This is a genomic window from Flavipsychrobacter sp. (genome assembly GCA_041392855.1).
Lineage (GTDB): Bacteria > Bacteroidota > Bacteroidia > Chitinophagales > Chitinophagaceae > UBA5543.
Genome location: JAWKLD010000001.1, coordinates 503,635 through 518,902 on the forward strand (window position 1 = coordinate 503,635; position 15,268 = coordinate 518,902).

Annotated in this window: 16 protein-coding genes; 9 read left to right on the forward strand and 7 right to left on the reverse strand. The window is 39.6% G+C overall.

Annotated features, from left to right (window positions below):
- Positions 1–2 precede the first annotated feature (2 nt).
- The 4 genes from icd to R2800_02535 all read right to left on the reverse strand — a co-directional run bounded on the left by icd (position 3) and on the right by R2800_02535 (position 4,221).
- Complete coding sequence (gene icd / locus R2800_02520) at positions 3–1,274, reverse strand: NADP-dependent isocitrate dehydrogenase (protein MEZ5015897.1); 1,272 nt, start codon at positions 1,272–1,274, stop codon at positions 3–5.
- A gap of 108 nt (positions 1,275–1,382) precedes the next feature.
- On the reverse strand, positions 1,383–2,438 hold the full coding sequence (locus R2800_02525; protein MEZ5015898.1) for an ATP-binding protein: 1,056 nt from the start codon (positions 2,436–2,438) through the stop codon (positions 1,383–1,385).
- A gap of 8 nt (positions 2,439–2,446) precedes the next feature.
- Entirely contained in the window at positions 2,447–3,130 is a 684-nt protein-coding gene (locus R2800_02530; GenBank protein MEZ5015899.1) for a response regulator transcription factor, read from the reverse strand.
- A gap of 119 nt (positions 3,131–3,249) precedes the next feature.
- Positions 3,250–4,221 carry a hypothetical protein gene (locus R2800_02535; protein MEZ5015900.1) on the reverse strand — a complete coding sequence of 324 codons (972 nt, stop codon included), beginning with the start codon at positions 4,219–4,221 and terminating at the stop codon, positions 3,250–3,252.
- 49 nt (positions 4,222–4,270) lie between these two features.
- On the opposite strand from R2800_02535, the gene R2800_02540 reads away from it, so the two are divergent.
- Complete coding sequence (locus R2800_02540; GenBank protein ID MEZ5015901.1) at positions 4,271–4,996, forward strand: 3'-5' exonuclease; 726 nt, start codon at positions 4,271–4,273, stop codon at positions 4,994–4,996.
- A gap of 2 nt (positions 4,997–4,998) precedes the next feature.
- Positions 4,999–6,009: a DNA polymerase III subunit delta gene (gene holA, locus R2800_02545; GenBank protein MEZ5015902.1), complete on the forward strand. Its 1,011-nt coding sequence runs from the start codon at positions 4,999–5,001 to the stop codon at positions 6,007–6,009.
- On the opposite strand, the gene R2800_02550 is transcribed toward holA, so the two are convergent.
- From R2800_02550 to kynU, 3 genes are all read right to left on the reverse strand, one after another.
- A complete protein-coding gene (locus tag R2800_02550; protein MEZ5015903.1) occupies positions 6,001–6,927 on the reverse strand; it encodes a bifunctional riboflavin kinase/FAD synthetase in 927 nt (308 codons plus the stop codon). The genes holA and R2800_02550 overlap by 9 nt on opposite strands.
- A gap of 104 nt (positions 6,928–7,031) precedes the next feature.
- The gene (locus R2800_02555; protein MEZ5015904.1) at positions 7,032–9,164 is read right to left on the reverse strand and encodes a T9SS type A sorting domain-containing protein; all 2,133 of its coding nucleotides are present in this window, start codon (positions 9,162–9,164) and stop codon (positions 7,032–7,034) included.
- Between the two features lie 162 nt (positions 9,165–9,326).
- Complete coding sequence (gene kynU / locus R2800_02560) at positions 9,327–10,598, reverse strand: kynureninase (GenBank protein ID MEZ5015905.1); 1,272 nt, start codon at positions 10,596–10,598, stop codon at positions 9,327–9,329.
- 163 nt (positions 10,599–10,761) lie between these two features.
- Here kynU and R2800_02565 point away from each other — a divergent pair, with 163 nt between their 5' ends.
- The 7 genes from R2800_02565 (at position 10,762) to R2800_02595 (ending at position 15,200) form a co-directional block, all read left to right on the forward strand.
- Positions 10,762–11,271: a hypothetical protein gene (locus R2800_02565; GenBank protein MEZ5015906.1), complete on the forward strand. Its 510-nt coding sequence runs from the start codon at positions 10,762–10,764 to the stop codon at positions 11,269–11,271.
- A 121-nt stretch (positions 11,272–11,392) separates the two neighbouring features.
- Entirely contained in the window at positions 11,393–11,971 is a 579-nt protein-coding gene (locus tag R2800_02570) for a LemA family protein (GenBank protein MEZ5015907.1), read from the forward strand.
- A gap of 24 nt (positions 11,972–11,995) precedes the next feature.
- Complete coding sequence (locus R2800_02575; GenBank protein ID MEZ5015908.1) at positions 11,996–12,454, forward strand: TPM domain-containing protein; 459 nt, start codon at positions 11,996–11,998, stop codon at positions 12,452–12,454.
- Between the two features lie 5 nt (positions 12,455–12,459).
- Positions 12,460–13,272: a TPM domain-containing protein gene (locus R2800_02580; GenBank protein MEZ5015909.1), complete on the forward strand. Its 813-nt coding sequence runs from the start codon at positions 12,460–12,462 to the stop codon at positions 13,270–13,272.
- A 59-nt stretch (positions 13,273–13,331) separates the two neighbouring features.
- A complete protein-coding gene (locus R2800_02585; GenBank protein ID MEZ5015910.1) occupies positions 13,332–13,667 on the forward strand; it encodes a hypothetical protein in 336 nt (111 codons plus the stop codon).
- On the forward strand, positions 13,664–14,320 hold the full coding sequence (locus R2800_02590) for an ATP-binding cassette domain-containing protein (protein MEZ5015911.1): 657 nt from the start codon (positions 13,664–13,666) through the stop codon (positions 14,318–14,320). Before R2800_02585 ends, R2800_02590 begins: the two co-directional genes overlap by 4 nt.
- Before the next feature lie 28 nt (positions 14,321–14,348).
- The gene (locus R2800_02595; GenBank protein MEZ5015912.1) at positions 14,349–15,200 is read left to right on the forward strand and encodes a prolyl oligopeptidase family serine peptidase; all 852 of its coding nucleotides are present in this window, start codon (positions 14,349–14,351) and stop codon (positions 15,198–15,200) included.
- Positions 15,201–15,268: the final 68 nt, after the last annotated feature.

Sequence of the window (15,268 nt, forward strand, 5' to 3'; positions counted from 1 at the left end):
GATTATAGATTCTTTATAATCTCGTCTGCAAACTCGTCAGTTTTAAGAAGTGTCGCATCATTCATCAAGTCATAGAAGTCAATGGTTACTCTTTTGCGCATAATGGCATTAGCAAGTGCTTCTTTGATGCATTGAGCTGCTTCTAACCAACCCATATATTCCAGCATCATTACACCACTAAGTAGTAACGACGACGGATTCATTGTATTTGTATTAGCAAATTTTGGCGCTGTACCGTGAGTGGCTTCAAATATTGCTGTGCCTGTTACGTAATTTACGTTAGCACCTGGTGCAATACCAATACCACCTACTGCCGCCGCTAATGCGTCAGAGATGTAGTCACCGTTAAGGTTTAGCGTGGCAATTACAGAGAAATCTGCAGGCGCTAATAGTATTTGCTGTAGGAAGTTGTCAGCAATTACATCTTTGATAATGATCTTGCCTGCTGCTACTGCTTCTTTTTGCTCTTCGTTAGCCGCTTCTTCTCCTTTCTCTTTCTTAGTTCTTGCCCACTGATCCCAAGTATATACCTTGTCAGCATATTTTGTTTCTGCAAGTTGGTATCCCCATATTTTGAAACCACCTTCTGTGAATTTCATGATATTACCTTTGTGAACCAATGTTACAGAAGGCTTATTATGAGCAATAGCATAATCTATAGCAGCACCTATCAAACGTTGAGAACCTTCTTTTGATACAGGCTTGATACCGAATGCAGTTGTTTCAGGGAAACGGACTTTATCGCCTGCACCTAGTTCGTTTTGAATGAAGTCCAATAACTTCGCTGCATGTTCAGAGCCTATCTCGCATTCTATACCTGCATATATATCTTCCGTGTTCTCACGGAATACAGTCATGTCTACTCGCTCTGGATGGTGAACAGGAGAAGGTACTCCTCTGAACCATTGAATAGGACGTAGGCATACAAATAGGTCTAACTCCTGACGTAGTGCGACATTAAGTGAGCGTATACCACCACCAATAGGTGTTGTCAACGGTCCTTTTATAGAAACAAGATATTCTTTTGCTGCATCTAGGGTTTCTTTAGGTAGCCATTCGCCAGTTTGGTTAAAAGCTTTTTCTCCAGCAAGTACTTCTTTCCACTCGATCTTCTTTTTTCCTTCGTAGCACTTTTCTATAGCCGCATCCAATACTTTTTTACTAGCACCCCATACATCCGGTCCAATACCATCTCCTTCGATGAAAGGTATAATAGGATTGTCTGGTACTACTAATTGCCCTTCTGCGGACATAGTTATTTTTTGTGGAGTCATAATAATTTTATTAGGATTACGCGCGCGAAAATAGGGAAAAATGAGCGATTAGACTAATGTGTAACGTATAGAATTTGTGCTTATATAGCGAGGTGGAAGAAGAGAAGCTTATGCTTTTTCTTTATTGAGTGTGAAGCCAAATGAAGAACCAACATTGGGCTTGCTTCTTACTGTCACTGTTTGTCCGTGTGCTTCAACAATATGTTTTACGATAGCCAAACCCAGTCCTGTGCCGCCTATCATACGGCTGCGGCTACGGTCTGCTCTATAGAAACGTTCAAATATTCTTGGAAGATGTTCTTCTCCAATACCAGGTCCATCGTCTGATATTTCAATGTATACATGCTTGTCATCAACTTCGTAGCAGCCAGATATAGTGCTGCCGTTTTCTGAACCGTACTTTATAGAGTTCTCGATCAGGTTCACCAGCACTTGTTTTATCTTGGCCTTATCAGCATATACACTGAGTGGACGTTCTGTACCTTTCTTTAGTTGTAGGCGTATATTTTTCTTTTTTGCTTTCAAGGAAAGCTCTTCATATACATCCTTTATTAGCTCTTGTATAACAAAAGACTCTTGTACTAGCGGTATTCTTCCCGATTCTAGTTGAGATATCTCTCCAAGGTCATCAACCAGCCTTACCAATCGGTCTATGCCTTTTGATGCATTAGATAAAAATTTGGTATTGACACTAGCGTCGTTGATAGCTCCGTCAGATAAGATGTCGATATAACCTTGTACAGTGAATATAGGTGTCCTTAATTCGTGTGCTAAGTTGGACAAAAATTCTTTTCTGAATTGTTCGTTAGCTCTTAGGAGTTCTATCTCATTTTTCTTCTGAGCCGCCCATTTCTGTACATCTTCATTTACCTCTTCAATGGATTTTTGGGGTAAGATGTTATTATAAAAGAAGGCTTCTTTTTTTGTGGCTTTAGTTTGATAGATGAATTTATAGATCAACTTTATCTTACGGTAGATAAATCGTTGAAGTGTATAGTAGTATAGCCAATAGCTAATGATAAACGTAACAACAAATACAGATACAGGAACATACCATTCAGTTCGAAGTATTAAACTGAAAAGCGCGTTTAATGTTGATAATAGTGTAGCTGTTATCAGCGATAAAAAACGAGGAGTAATGTTTTTAGTGCCCGCTATAGACATGCTTAAAGCTACGGCATTTCAAATTTATATCCTACACCCTTCACTGTAGTTATAAGGTCTATTCCCAACTTTTGACGCACCTTTCTTATATGAACGTCAATGGTTCTATCCCCAACAATAACATCAGTACCCCATACTCTTTGTAGTATTTCATTTCTTAAAAATACTCTGCCGGGTTTTGAGGCTAGTAAAGAAAGTAGTTCAAATTCTTTTTTAGCTAGAAGTATATCCCTGTCCTTATATGTGACAGTAAATTTGGTTTTATTGATCTCTAGATCGCCGAAGGTGATCTTCTGCTCTTGGTCATCATCTTTCTTGAAGCGACGAAGTGCTGCTTTGATACGTGTCAATAAAAGATCGGGCTTAATAGGTTTTGATATATAATCATCAGCACCAAGCGTCAATCCTTCTATTTCATATTTCTCATCAGCCAATGCTGTTAGGAATATAATGGCAGTATCTTCAAAATCATGTATTTGCCTTAGTTCCTTGATGGTTTGTATGCCATCCTTATTAGGCATCATGATATCTAATAGTATAAGGTCGGGACGAAAGTCTTTTGCTTTTCTTATCGCATCGTTGCCATCACAAGCAGTGGCAATGTCATAACCCTTGCTCTTCAAATTATAGCTGATAATTTCAACTATATCCGGTTCGTCGTCTACTATCAGAATTTTACTTGGTATATCCATAACAACTTGTATTCCGGCACAATAATATAACAGCTTGTGTGAACTAAAAAGGAATACTACATTATCTTATTGTTAAGCAGAAGATAACGCAGTATTCCTTAAGTTGTTATTAGTTCTTATTACTTCAAGGTTACATTACCATTACCTATTTGATAACCATTGTGATATAACTCAATGGTATAAGTTCCTTTTTGATAATCACTATCTTGATTCCAGTCTACTACCAGGTCATTTGCTTCTGTGTTTTGCTCTATTTGCAGCTGTTTAGATAAGGTATAGTTCAATGATTGATCGTCGTAAGTAGTGGTAATTCCCGAGCCATAAGCGGCATTGCTCAATACATTGCCTCCCGGTCCTTTGATGCGTAAGAAAATCTCTTGCAATCCACTTTCAATTATTCTGTTTTCATCAATATCGAACATGATACGCAATACATCTACTCTTCTTGCTTTTCCTGTTTCTACTTGTTTCTTACCACCTCTCTTTAGGTTAAGGGGAACCATTCTGATGTTAGAAGCATGTAAAACAGAACCCAGCCTTACTTGTTGTTGCAAGCCAATATTGTCAGCTACGGTTGCGTCGCGCTCGTCTTGTAGTATTTCGTTTTCTGAACCTAGACGTACATTTTCACTCTCAAGCACTGCAATACGCTCTTCATAAGAGTGTACCTTGCCATTAAGTTGTGCGATAAGGCGTTTGGCCTTGCCTAGCTGCTCTGCGGTAGCATTTTTGTCGTTAATGATCCTGTCGATTTTTTGACGAAGCTGAGCTATTTCACTATCTCTATTTTTGACCAAACTGTCCATTTGTGCATTTTTAGATACCAGATCGTCTAGTCTTACTAGTGCAGCTTGGTAGTCGCTCTCAACAGCACGGCGTGAAGAGTCGGAAATAGCATAGTCAGTTTGTGCTAAGTCTAGTTTATTCGAAAGATTATTGTTTCTTACAAGAAGGAATATTATTGCAATAACTAAAACGGCTATTACAGCAATAAATATTTTCTTCATATCCGTTTTGGGTTCTTGATTGTTTTCAGGATTGTTCTGAAACGGATGTTCTGAAGTGGTGTGTTGATTTGTTTCTTCGCTCATATAAAAAGCATTAATTATTTTAGATACAAAGATATAAAGGACTATTGTAATGGAACAATTAAAACGAATCCTTTTTTTCGATATAGAAACGGTGCCATTGTACCCTGATTATGACGACTTGTCGGAAGTGTTGCAACAGGAATGGGGTAGGAAAACTAAATTTCTGAAACGGAATCTAGAAGAGGAAAGTACAGACGCAGCGCTGTTTTCAGAGAAAGCTGGTGTGTATTCCGAGTTTGCCAAGGTGGTTTGTATAGGCTTTGGTAGTCTCTATTTCAGTGAGGGGAAATGGACCTTAAGACTTAAAGCATTGACCAATGACGATGAAAAGGAATTGTTAAAAGAATTTGCAGAGATGGTTACCCGTTTCGAAGGGCACTATAATGCACTCTCCTTTTGCGGGCATAATATCAAAGAGTTTGATATTCCCTTTCTGTGCAGGCGAATGATAATTAATGGTATCAAACTGCCTAAGCCGATGAATATTGCAGGCATGAAACCTTGGGAGAATCCGCACTTGGATACACTTGATATGTGGAAGTTTGGAGATTATAAACATTATACATCGTTAGCTTTGTTGGCAGAAATTTTGGGAATACCTTCGCCTAAGGATGATATTGATGGTAGCATGGTTGCCGATGTGTACTGGAAAGAACAAAACCTACCGCGTATTGCCAAATATTGCTTGCAAGATGTGCTTACGTCTGCAAGAGTGTATTTAAGATTAAAAGATGGAATAGATATACAGCCCGAGCCTGTATTTGTAGATGAATAAGCATGGTAGCAGACTATAAGAAAATACTACAGTCGATAAAGCAAAAAGATTTTGCACCTGTCTATTTGATAGATGGGGAAGAGCCGTATTATCTGGATCTGATCACAGAGCATTTTGAACAAGATATCCTTACTGAAGCAGAACGAGATTTTAACCTCATTGTGCTTTATGCAAAAGAAGTAACCTGGAGTGATGTGGTCAATGCTTGCAGAAGGTTTCCCATGTTTGCAGAAAGGCAGGTGGTCATTCTTAAAGATGCAGGTCAGTTAAAAGGCTTCAACGAGCTGGCAGGATATTTAGAGAACCCTGCGCCTACAACTATATTCCTTTTAGAAAATAGATTTAAGAAAGCCGATGGACGAAGTAAGGTTACTAAGCTGGCAAAAGAAAAGGGCTATTATTTCACTTCAGAAAAAGTGAAGGACGACCATATGCCGTCATGGATACAGGCTTATGGAAAAGAAAAAGGCTTTGCTATTGGCTTGCAAGAATCTCAAATACTAGCTACTTACTTGGGTAACGATCTGCAAAAAGTAGTTAACGAAATAGATAAGGTACGTATTAATGTGCCTAATGAGCCTGCATTAACTGCTGCCATGATACAAAAGTATATAGGCATCAGTAGAGACTACAATGTTTTCGAGTTTCCAGAAACATTGACCAACGGGAATAAGGATAAGCTTTATAGAATGCTCTCTTATTTTATAGCCAACCCTAAGTCGGCACCAATGCCTTTGTTGATAGGTTCTTTCTACAATCATTTCAACGGCTTATATAAAGCTTCCTTTTTAAAGAATGCTTCTGATAAAGAGGCTGCAGATGCTTTAGGAACTTTCCCTAGTAGGGCAAAGGGGTTAGTGAGTGTGGCTTCTCGCTTCAATGTACAACAGATGGAGGCCTGTATGCTGTTGTTGGGCAAATATAGTGCTGCTGCTGTAGGTATTGGTAGTACCGCTAAAGATGGCGACCTGCTTAAAGAAATGGTAGGTAAACTAGAAACGATATTAGGCTAGAGCTTTTAGTGCATGCTCCTTGTCGATATCCAGCTGTGCTTTTAGTGCGTCTATAGAGCTGAATTTTTGCTCTGCTCTCAGGTGTTTTACAAAGGTTATAGCTATCTCTTCTCCGTAAATAGTTCTGTCAAAATCGAATATATGTGCTTCGATGGTAAGGCTAAGCTCTTTACTCACAGTTGGTTTCACGCCAATGTTGAGCATAGCTTTGTAGGTAGTGTTGTTATGAGTTATATATACAGCATAAACACCATTAGCAGGACGTATCTGATCGCTAGTTTCGGGAGTGACATTGGCAGTAGGGTAGCCAATAGTGCGTCCTAATTGCGCACCTTTTTCTACAGTGCCTTTCATCTTGTAGTCATATTCTAACATGTTGGCAGCATGTTCTACATCTCCCTCCAGCAGGGCTGCTCTTATTTTTGTTGAGCTAACGGCAGCATCTTTTATTAGCTGTGCTTCTATCTCTTCTACTTGATAGTTGTAGGTGCTACTCAGTTTCTTCAGTAGAGTTATATCTCCTTTTCTGTCGTGGCCAAACTGATGGTCATAACCAATAACTATGGTATGTGGTTTTATTTGTCCTACTAAAAAGTCTTTGATATAAGCCTCTGCTGATAATTGTGCAAACTCTTTGGTGAATGGTGCGATGATAATATGCTCTATACCTTCTGCATTGATGTGTTTTATCTTCTCATCCAGCGGTGTGAGTATTTGCATGGGCATATACGGAAAAATAACTTTGCGTGGATGGGGGTTGAAGGTGATCAAAATACTTGTTCCATCTACCTTTTCTGCTATTTCTTTTACTTTATTCAATATGGTTTTGTGCCCCATATGTACACCATCAAAGGTGCCTATGGTTATCACCGGGTTTTTAAACTCGGGCAATGCATCTGTAGAATAAAATACCGCCATTGTTAATATTGCGCGTAAAGTTAACAATCTCAACGGTTTGGTAAATTAAAAAGGTGCCATTCTTTTAATGACACCTTTTTATAGATATATGAAGCAAGGTCTTTTTATTGTTTCAGCACTTTTAGTGTTTGGTTGCTATCTTCCGTTTTTACAATAATAACGTAGGTGCCTGCGCTGAGTGCATCTCCATTACTATTTCTTCCGTTCCACACATATTTTTTGTCGTTTTTGCTCAGTGCTATTACGAATACCTTTCTGCCAAGTACATCATATATTTCTATTTGTGTAGCATTAGCAGGTAGCTCTATGGTTATCTCGTTGTTGAAAGGATTAGGGTAAGCCTTTATTGTAGTACCTCCTTTTTTGGTGGTGTTTTTCACACTTACTACATCAGGGTTGTCATCTATATTAGATTTCAGGGTGTCGCCTGTTTCAATGGCAAGGAAAGCTGTTTTATAACATAGCACCCTGTTGTTGATGCTGCTGTCTATTATCTCTTGCGTATAAGATGCGTTGTTGTAGCTTTCTAGGTCTTGAATGTACAGATTTGCCCAATCTTGTATAATGCCTTTTGTACCGGGAGTAATAGTATTTATGGTTACTGTTTTGTTGATGGTCTTTGTATTGGTAACGGCTTGTATGTCTACTGTACTACCTGTAGTAAGGTTACCTTTATATTTACCTAACACTATATAGTTGTCTGATAGATGTAGCTTTTGGTTTTTAAACATGGTATACTCATTATACACAAAACCTGTAATCGGCTTTAAGGTGATGTTGTATGCTGAAGTAGAAATGCCTGCATTACTGCTTATTTGATTTATGTTGGCAGTAAAATCAATGTCATAAAAAACTTGGTACTTATTATTTACTAAGATGTATTTGTAGCTGTAGTTTCTAAAGTATAAACCACCTGTAGCTAAGGTGAGCTTACTGTATAGTATCTCATTAGCATAATAATAACCAGATCCCGACTTGTATTGTCTATACCTGTTATTGTTGATGACGTTGATCTTATGATTGTAGCTACCAAGAGCTGTTTTTATATTGCTAAAAAGTGTGTTGGTTTTTTGTTGGTCTATGGTATAGTCTGCATTAGTACCTATTAGTAGTACCTCTGCTTCGTCTTTTGTTTTTCCTGCACAGAATTGCATACCCGTTTTTAGTAAGCTTTCGTAAGTATTGCTGGTCGTAGCTATGCTGTTAGGCATGTTGTTGAAGGCCTGATTAAGGTTGGCGTTACTAACAGACTGCCAACTGGTAAATGCCTGTACAATCTGACCGTTATTCACATAAAATAGGTTGAAGGAGTCCGTAGTATTATAGTTGCTTAAGAAAGCATTGGTCAGCTTTTGTTTCAGTTCCGAAGGTGTATGTATAGCTTGGGTTTTAGAATCGTAATCTACTATTAATGATACGCATCTTGTACTTGTTTTGTCTATCACCGAAGGTGGTATTATCATTTGATAATAACCTTCATTGTTGCCAGTAGGGTAAGTAATAACAGAGATGCTATTAGCCAGTTGCGTGTTGTATTTAAGCGTAAAGTCGTTTTGAGCATAACTAGTGCCTGGTATTTGCAATAGGTCTTGCCCGCCTACGGTACTGATGTAATGTTGGCTGTAATCATTGATAACAAAAGATGGATTTCTGAATAACGGATTGGTATTTACTTTTACTGTAAGGGTAGGGGCTGTTTTTGATACTCGGAATAGATCGGTCGGAAGAGGCAGTTTGCTCATATCTCCCTGCCAGTTTAAAGGTACAGCATAAGATATTTTTACTTTCCTAGGGTATAGCGTTGTTAACGGGAATACATTGAGCTTGTATCTATCGGTTCCAGTTTTTACCAATAGAGAAGGGTCTCTTCTTCGGTTCACTATTCCCTCATAGATAGTAATAGCTCTATTTCGCTCTATAATATCTGCTTTGATAATAGTGTTTTGATCCAGCCATAGCCAAGAGTCGTTAATGTATGAGCCTTTGGGTAAACTGAAATTAAGTACGGCTTCTAGTGTGTCTGTGGACTTGTAGGTATTCTCAGCATTGATGAGAAAGGTCAAGTCTACTTTTGCATATGCCCCTTCAGGAGTAATGTCAATTTCAGCATCGGTGATAATGCCTTGGGTGCTTTTTGCCCATCTTTGAGGGTCTGAAATAGTTAAGGAGCTGGTTTGAGCATAAGTGCTTGTAGCAAGCAGTATGCAAAGAACGGTGGTGCAGAGGATACGAAGCATAAGATATAAGGTTTAGTAAACGATAGAATACAAGGTATTGTTAAAATGTCTATATAATGTCATGCGTTGGTAAAACAAAGTTTTGCTGACATTGGTATTACAATTAAGGGATGCATTATTAATGCATCCCTTAGTATCCAGTATTCTATTATGTAAGTATTCTTAAGCTTCTAAATTCATTAATATCTCATAGAAGCGGTACACATCTTCAAATGAATTGTATAATGGTACGGGAGCTATGCGAATGACGTTTGGTTCTCTCCAGTCTGCAATAACACCATTAGCCGTTAGTTTATCAAACACTTCTTTACCCCTTTCGTCGAACAGCATAGATAGTTGGCAACCTCTGCGATGCGTTTCTTTAGGCGTAATGACAGTGAAGTTCAGGTGCTCTATTTTATTCAATAAGAATTCTAAGTAGCCTGTTAGCTTTAGGCTTTTCTCTCTTAAAGCATCCATGCCCGCTTTGTCAAATATGTCAAGAGATGCATTGTGTGCTACCATGTTGAATACAGGAGCATTACTCATTTGCCAGCTTTCAGCAGTTGTTTCAGGAATGAAGCCTTTCTCCATTTTGAAACGTGTAGCTTCTGAATTGCCCCACCAGCCTGCCAGGCGGAATGTTTTAGGGTTGCTGCTATGGTGCTCATGCACGTATAGGCCACCTACACCACCCGGGCCAGAGTTGAGATATTTGTAAGAACACCAGCAGGCAAAGTCTACCGTCCAGTCGTGTAGCTGTATTGGGATATTACCAACAGTATGTGCCAAGTCAAAACCTGCATAAGCACCTACTTTATGTGCCGCTTCAGTGATGTCTTTTAGGTTGTAAAACTGCCCAGTGTAGTAGTTAACACCTCCCATCATCACAACAGCTAAGCTATCGCCTGCATCTTCAATAGCAGCTATTATATCCTCGTCTCTAAGTATATGTTCACCTGCCCTTGGTTTTAGCTCTATGATAGCTTGCTCGGGGTCAAGACCGTACATCTCTACTTGAGTTTCCATTGCATATTGGTCTGACGGGAAAGCCCCTGCTTCCATAATGATCTTATACCTGGTAGCCGTTGGGCGGTAGAAAGAGATCATTAGTAAATGAAGGTTTACGGTAAGCGTATTGGTAGCTACTACTTCATTCGTTTTTGCACCTACTATTTTAGATAGGCGTTCTGTAAATAAACGGTGGTAAGACAACCAAGGATTCTTAGCTCTAAAGTGGCCTTCAACACCATGTGTTGCCCAGTCGTCCAGCTCTTGCTTCATTAAATAGCTCACACTTTTGGGCTGTAGCCCAAGAGAATTACCGCACAAGTAAACACTGTCTTTGCCCTCGTGTTGTGGTATCAAAAAACGCTCTCTAAACGGGAATAATATATCTATCTGATCTTGCTCTTGCGCATAGGCAAGTGTAGCTTCGTAATTGTTTCCTGACATTGTTATGCTTTGTGCAAAAGTAATGAATAGGTGCTCATTGTTATAATTATCCTAAACATCAATAAAAATACCATCAAATACTGTTAAAGCTTTTCAAAACCTCATGGTATTGTCTTGATATTATTTTTAATTAGGATCATTGATGAACCAAACTAAATAGATTATGAAAATTGTAACGAAGTTATCAGCTATTGTAATCGCTTGTTTGTTGACTATGCAGGCACAAGCACAAACTGGCGCAATAGGTGTCCGAGCTACACTTGATGGGGCGGGGTTTACAGGTAAGGTATTCGTAACCCCTAATATTGCTCTTGAGGGGCAGCTAAACGCAGGAGGTATAAACGGACTGGAAGGCAAAAGCTTAAATGCAGTAGGGTTAATAGAAGCACATATTCCACTGCCTAACCCTCAGTGGAGATTGATATTTGGTGGAGGTATGCATGCAGGCACTTGGGATAGAGGTAGGTGGTTTAGAGAGTCGGATGGTGTTTATATTACTGATCGTCCGGAACCTATTTTTGGATTTGATGCTATTGGAGGTGTAGAGTATGTCTTCAAAAAAATACCATTAGGATTGAGTGCAGATGTGAAACCCGCTGTTAATGTAAATAATGGGGTGTCGTTTTTTCAGCACAACTTTACGGGTGTGAGTGCACGCTACTATTTTAGATAATACAATTTAAGAATAAATAAATACTCGTTTGCTCTCCGACGGCGAATTATCGGTTAATTATCGGTGAAGAAGTTTGAGGATGGATAGTAAACGAGTATTTTTGTGACAAATCAACTGAAATATGAAAAAGTCTTATATCGTAATTGGAGTTTTAGTACTACTTGTATTATTTGTCGGTTCTCGCTACAACGGCATGAAAAAGGCTGATATAGCTGTAGATAAATCATGGTCAAATGTAGAGAGCCAATATCAACGAAGGGTAGACTTAATAGGTAACTTGGTAAACACAGTAAAAGGAGCTGCAGATTTTGAAAAATCTACACTAGAAGCCGTTATTAAAGCACGTGCTAATGCTACAAGTATAAAGGTAGACCCTACTAATATGACCGCGGCACAAATGCAGGAATTTCAAGCAGCGCAAGGGCAGTTAAGTCAATCTCTTGGCAGATTATTAGTAACCGTAGAGCGCTATCCTGAATTGAAGGCCAACCAAAACTTCTTGAAACTGCAAGATGAACTGGCAGGTACGGAAAATCGTATTAATTATTCTAGAGATAAGTATAATGATGCAGTTCAAGTCTATGAAGAAAAAACAGAAACATTTCCTAATGCTATCTATGCTCGTCTATTAGGATTTAAAGAACGTCATGGCTTCAAGGCGGATGAAGGTGCAAGTAAAGCTCCTGAAGTAAAGTTTTAAGTATAGAAAAGTACTCTAGTAATTATGTGGCCATTCAGAAAGAAGAAACAGTACCTCAACAAAGCAGAGCAAGACAAAGTAGTTGCCAGCATACAACGTGCTGAGGCTAACACTACAGGGGAGCTGCGTGTTTTTATAGAAGGAGCGTGCACTTATGTAGATGCAATGGACAGAGCCAAAGAACTATTTGGGGAACTTGGAATGACTGAGACGGTGCGTAGAAATGGGGTATTGATATATGTGGCGGTAGACGCGCACCAGTATGCCATACTTGGCGATAAGGAGATCTATGAACAAGCCGGTGGGCCTGCCTTTTGGCAGAAGGCTGCCGATGAGTTAAAAGCATATTTGCAAAAGGGAGCCATTGGCGATGGCCTATGTGTTTGTATTGATGAGTTGGGAGCAGCCTTGGCTAAATACTTCCCTTATGATCCTGAGGTGACTAAAAATGAACTGCCGGATGAAATAGTGTTTGGCAGATGATGACTATGAGATATGTAAGTGCGAAGTTTTTACTGTTATTGCTGTGTTTGGTATCGTTTTATACCGTATCGGCACAGATGAGTGCAGAGGAGATACTGCAAATGAAAGTTCCTAATTCATTAGTTAATGATTTTGGAAATGTATTGTCGAGTGGAGAAGCGCAAGCGTTAGAACGTAAGTTGGTTTCTTATGATGACACTAGTTCTGTGCAGATTGCGGTTGTTACTTTGGTAACGATGGGAAACATGGATATAGAAACGTTTGCTTTCAGGCTTGCAGATGAAGACCATTGGGCAGTTGGACAAGCTGAAACTGATAACGGGGTTATCATTGTTGCTGCTATGCAAGATCGTAAAGTTTTTATAGCTACGGGTAAGGGTTTCGAAGGTGTGTTATCCGATGCTATGACTGGTGAAATTGTCAGAAATATCATTGTACCCAACTTTAAGCGCCAACAATACTATCAAGGTTTTGACGAAGCTACTACAGCTATAATGGCTGCTGCAAAGGGAGAATATAAATCAGTTGCTAAAAAAGAAAAGAAGATGCCCTTTTGGCTTATTATTGTACTCATAGTAGCTGTTTACTTCATACTATGGGCTATCAGCAAAGGTGGTGGTGGCAAAGGCGGCGGTGGCTATGTAAGCCGTAGAGGGTATAGTGACATGGCAACAGGTATGCTACTGGGTGAGCTACTTGGTGGTGGTAGAGGAAGAGGTTTTGGCGGAGGTGGTGGCTTCGGCGGTGGTAGTAGTGGTGGTTTTGGCGGCTTTGGTGGTGGTAGCTTTGGCGGTGGCGGTGCTGGCGGTAGCTGGTAGTATTTCATACATACTAAATATTATTTTTATACGTTATAGGGGCAAAGTTTTCTTTGCCCTTGTTTCGTAAAACCCTACTATATACTGCACTTTATAAGAGTATTGCTCTGCCATCATTAATAATTACTTCTATCGTAGTGGTAGTAAGTATCGTTACAAGAGTTGATAAAGACCTTACATCTATTGCACCTAATAGTATTATGAAGCTGGTTTCTACAGCAGTATTTCTGTATCTTATCCATTTCAGAAAACGCAAGGAGCTATACTACTATTACAATCTTCACATCTCCCAAAGGGGGCTGTTTTTAGTAGCAGCACTTATAGATATGTTTATCTATACACTAGCCATGACGATGGTGCTTATTATATTACCCTCAATGTCTGAAAATATATGAGTCATATATTGGAAGCAGATAGTGTGATGTTGCGTTTTGGAGATAGGGCCATATTGTCTGATATCTATCTCAAGTCTGAAACAGGTAGGATAACAGGCTTGGTGGGCAATAATGGTTCGGGTAAAAGCTCGTTGATGAAAGTGATATTTGGTGTGTTGCATGCAGAGTGCAAGTCGGTAAGGGTAGATGGTAAGTACTTGGCTCAACCTTATTTAGTACCTGATGCGGTCAACTATTTACCCCAACAAAATTTCTTACCACAAACAGCTACAGTAAATAAAATTTGCCGACAATATGAAGTGAGTCTTGTTGGATTTAAGCAAAGCTTTGATGTAGCTATAAAAGGTAGCGATCATGTGGCTGACCTGCATGGTAGTACCAGAAGGCTTTTAGAGTTGTTTCTACTTATCAAAAGACCAACAAAGTTTACACTGCTCGACGAACCATTTACACACCTTAGTCCTATACTGGTGCAGCAATTACAAATGTTGCTACTGGAAGAAAAACGCCATAAAGGTTTTGTGCTTACTGATCATAACTTTCACTCTTTAAAACATATAGCCGACGATCTATATTTCCTGAATAATGGTGTACTCAAACACAGAAATGACGTGGAGAATATTGAAACATATAGGAGTTTGTTTGAGTTGTAGTAGCTTGCATACTCAAGAGCCATCGCCTATGCACATTATCAAAAATCTGATCATAGAGGGGAAGTATAACAAGCCTGTTGTTGCCGATGTTTTTTATCAACAAGCAGCAGGTATGCAACCTGTCGTTATCTATGCTCATGGTATTAATGGTTTTAAAGACTGGGGTAATTTTGACCTGATCGCCTTACAGTTTGCAGCAGCTGGTTTTTGTTTTGTGAAATTCAACTTCTCGCATAATGGTACCAGCCCACAAATGCCTGCCGATTTCGTAGACCTTGAAGCCTATAGCAACGATAACTATACCATACAGCTAGACGACCTGGATACCATCATCGACTGGACGTTGAGCAGAGATAACGACTATACTCCTTTTATTGACACCAACAATGTGACCCTGCTGGGGCATAGCAAGGGCGGAGGCATGGTGCTGCTAAAGGCTGCTGAGGATATAAGAATAAACAAGGTGGTAACATGGGCAGCCGTAAGTGAGTGCAAAACTCCTTGGGGTAGATGGGAGGAAGCACGCATGGCTGCTTGGAAAGATGAAGGGATAACGCATCTTGTCAACGGGCGCACACAACAACAGATGCCCTTGAAGTACCAACTCTACGAAAACTATACTGCAAATAAAGAACGCTTAAGCATTGAGCGTGCTATCAAATCTTTAGACATACCTATACTGATATGCCATGGTAAGCAAGACCCTGCTGTGCCTGTAGACACAGCCGTACAGCTCTACGATTGGCAGCCCAAAGCAGAGCTGTTTGTCGTAGATGGCGACCATGTGTTTGACCGTAGACACCCCTGGCATGAGGAAACACTACCCGATAGTGCGCAGAAAGTAGTGGACAAGACCATCGACTTCTTGCAGAAGGTATAACTATTGTCGATACATCTATTGTCATAACAACGCCATATAGCTTGTAAGTTTCTGGTTGTTTGTGCGTC

What these genes read in the sequence shown, in the direction of transcription:
- holA (MEZ5015902.1), top strand. Translation starts at nt 4,999, where the DNA reads ATGGTAGCAGACTATAAGAAAATACTACAGTCGATAAAGCAAAAAGAT.
- R2800_02525 (MEZ5015898.1), bottom strand. Translation starts at nt 2,438, where the DNA reads ATGTCTATAGCGGGCACTAAAAACATTACTCCTCGTTTTTTATCGCTG.
- icd (MEZ5015897.1), bottom strand. Translation starts at nt 1,274, where the DNA reads ATGACTCCACAAAAAATAACTATGTCCGCAGAAGGGCAATTAGTAGTA.
- R2800_02570 (MEZ5015907.1), top strand. Translation starts at nt 11,393, where the DNA reads ATGAAAAAGTCTTATATCGTAATTGGAGTTTTAGTACTACTTGTATTA.
- R2800_02565 (MEZ5015906.1), top strand. Translation starts at nt 10,762, where the DNA reads ATGAAAATTGTAACGAAGTTATCAGCTATTGTAATCGCTTGTTTGTTG.
- R2800_02575 (MEZ5015908.1), top strand. Translation starts at nt 11,996, where the DNA reads ATGTGGCCATTCAGAAAGAAGAAACAGTACCTCAACAAAGCAGAGCAA.
- R2800_02530 (MEZ5015899.1), bottom strand. Translation starts at nt 3,130, where the DNA reads ATGGATATACCAAGTAAAATTCTGATAGTAGACGACGAACCGGATATA.
- R2800_02595 (MEZ5015912.1), top strand. Translation starts at nt 14,349, where the DNA reads ATGCACATTATCAAAAATCTGATCATAGAGGGGAAGTATAACAAGCCT.
- R2800_02540 (MEZ5015901.1), top strand. Translation starts at nt 4,271, where the DNA reads ATGGAACAATTAAAACGAATCCTTTTTTTCGATATAGAAACGGTGCCA.
- kynU (MEZ5015905.1), bottom strand. Translation starts at nt 10,598, where the DNA reads ATGTCAGGAAACAATTACGAAGCTACACTTGCCTATGCGCAAGAGCAA.
- R2800_02555 (MEZ5015904.1), bottom strand. Translation starts at nt 9,164, where the DNA reads ATGCTTCGTATCCTCTGCACCACCGTTCTTTGCATACTGCTTGCTACA.
- R2800_02550 (MEZ5015903.1), bottom strand. Translation starts at nt 6,927, where the DNA reads ATGGCGGTATTTTATTCTACAGATGCATTGCCCGAGTTTAAAAACCCG.
- R2800_02590 (MEZ5015911.1), top strand. Translation starts at nt 13,664, where the DNA reads ATGAGTCATATATTGGAAGCAGATAGTGTGATGTTGCGTTTTGGAGAT.
- R2800_02535 (MEZ5015900.1), bottom strand. Translation starts at nt 4,221, where the DNA reads ATGAGCGAAGAAACAAATCAACACACCACTTCAGAACATCCGTTTCAG.
- R2800_02580 (MEZ5015909.1), top strand. Translation starts at nt 12,460, where the DNA reads ATGAGATATGTAAGTGCGAAGTTTTTACTGTTATTGCTGTGTTTGGTA.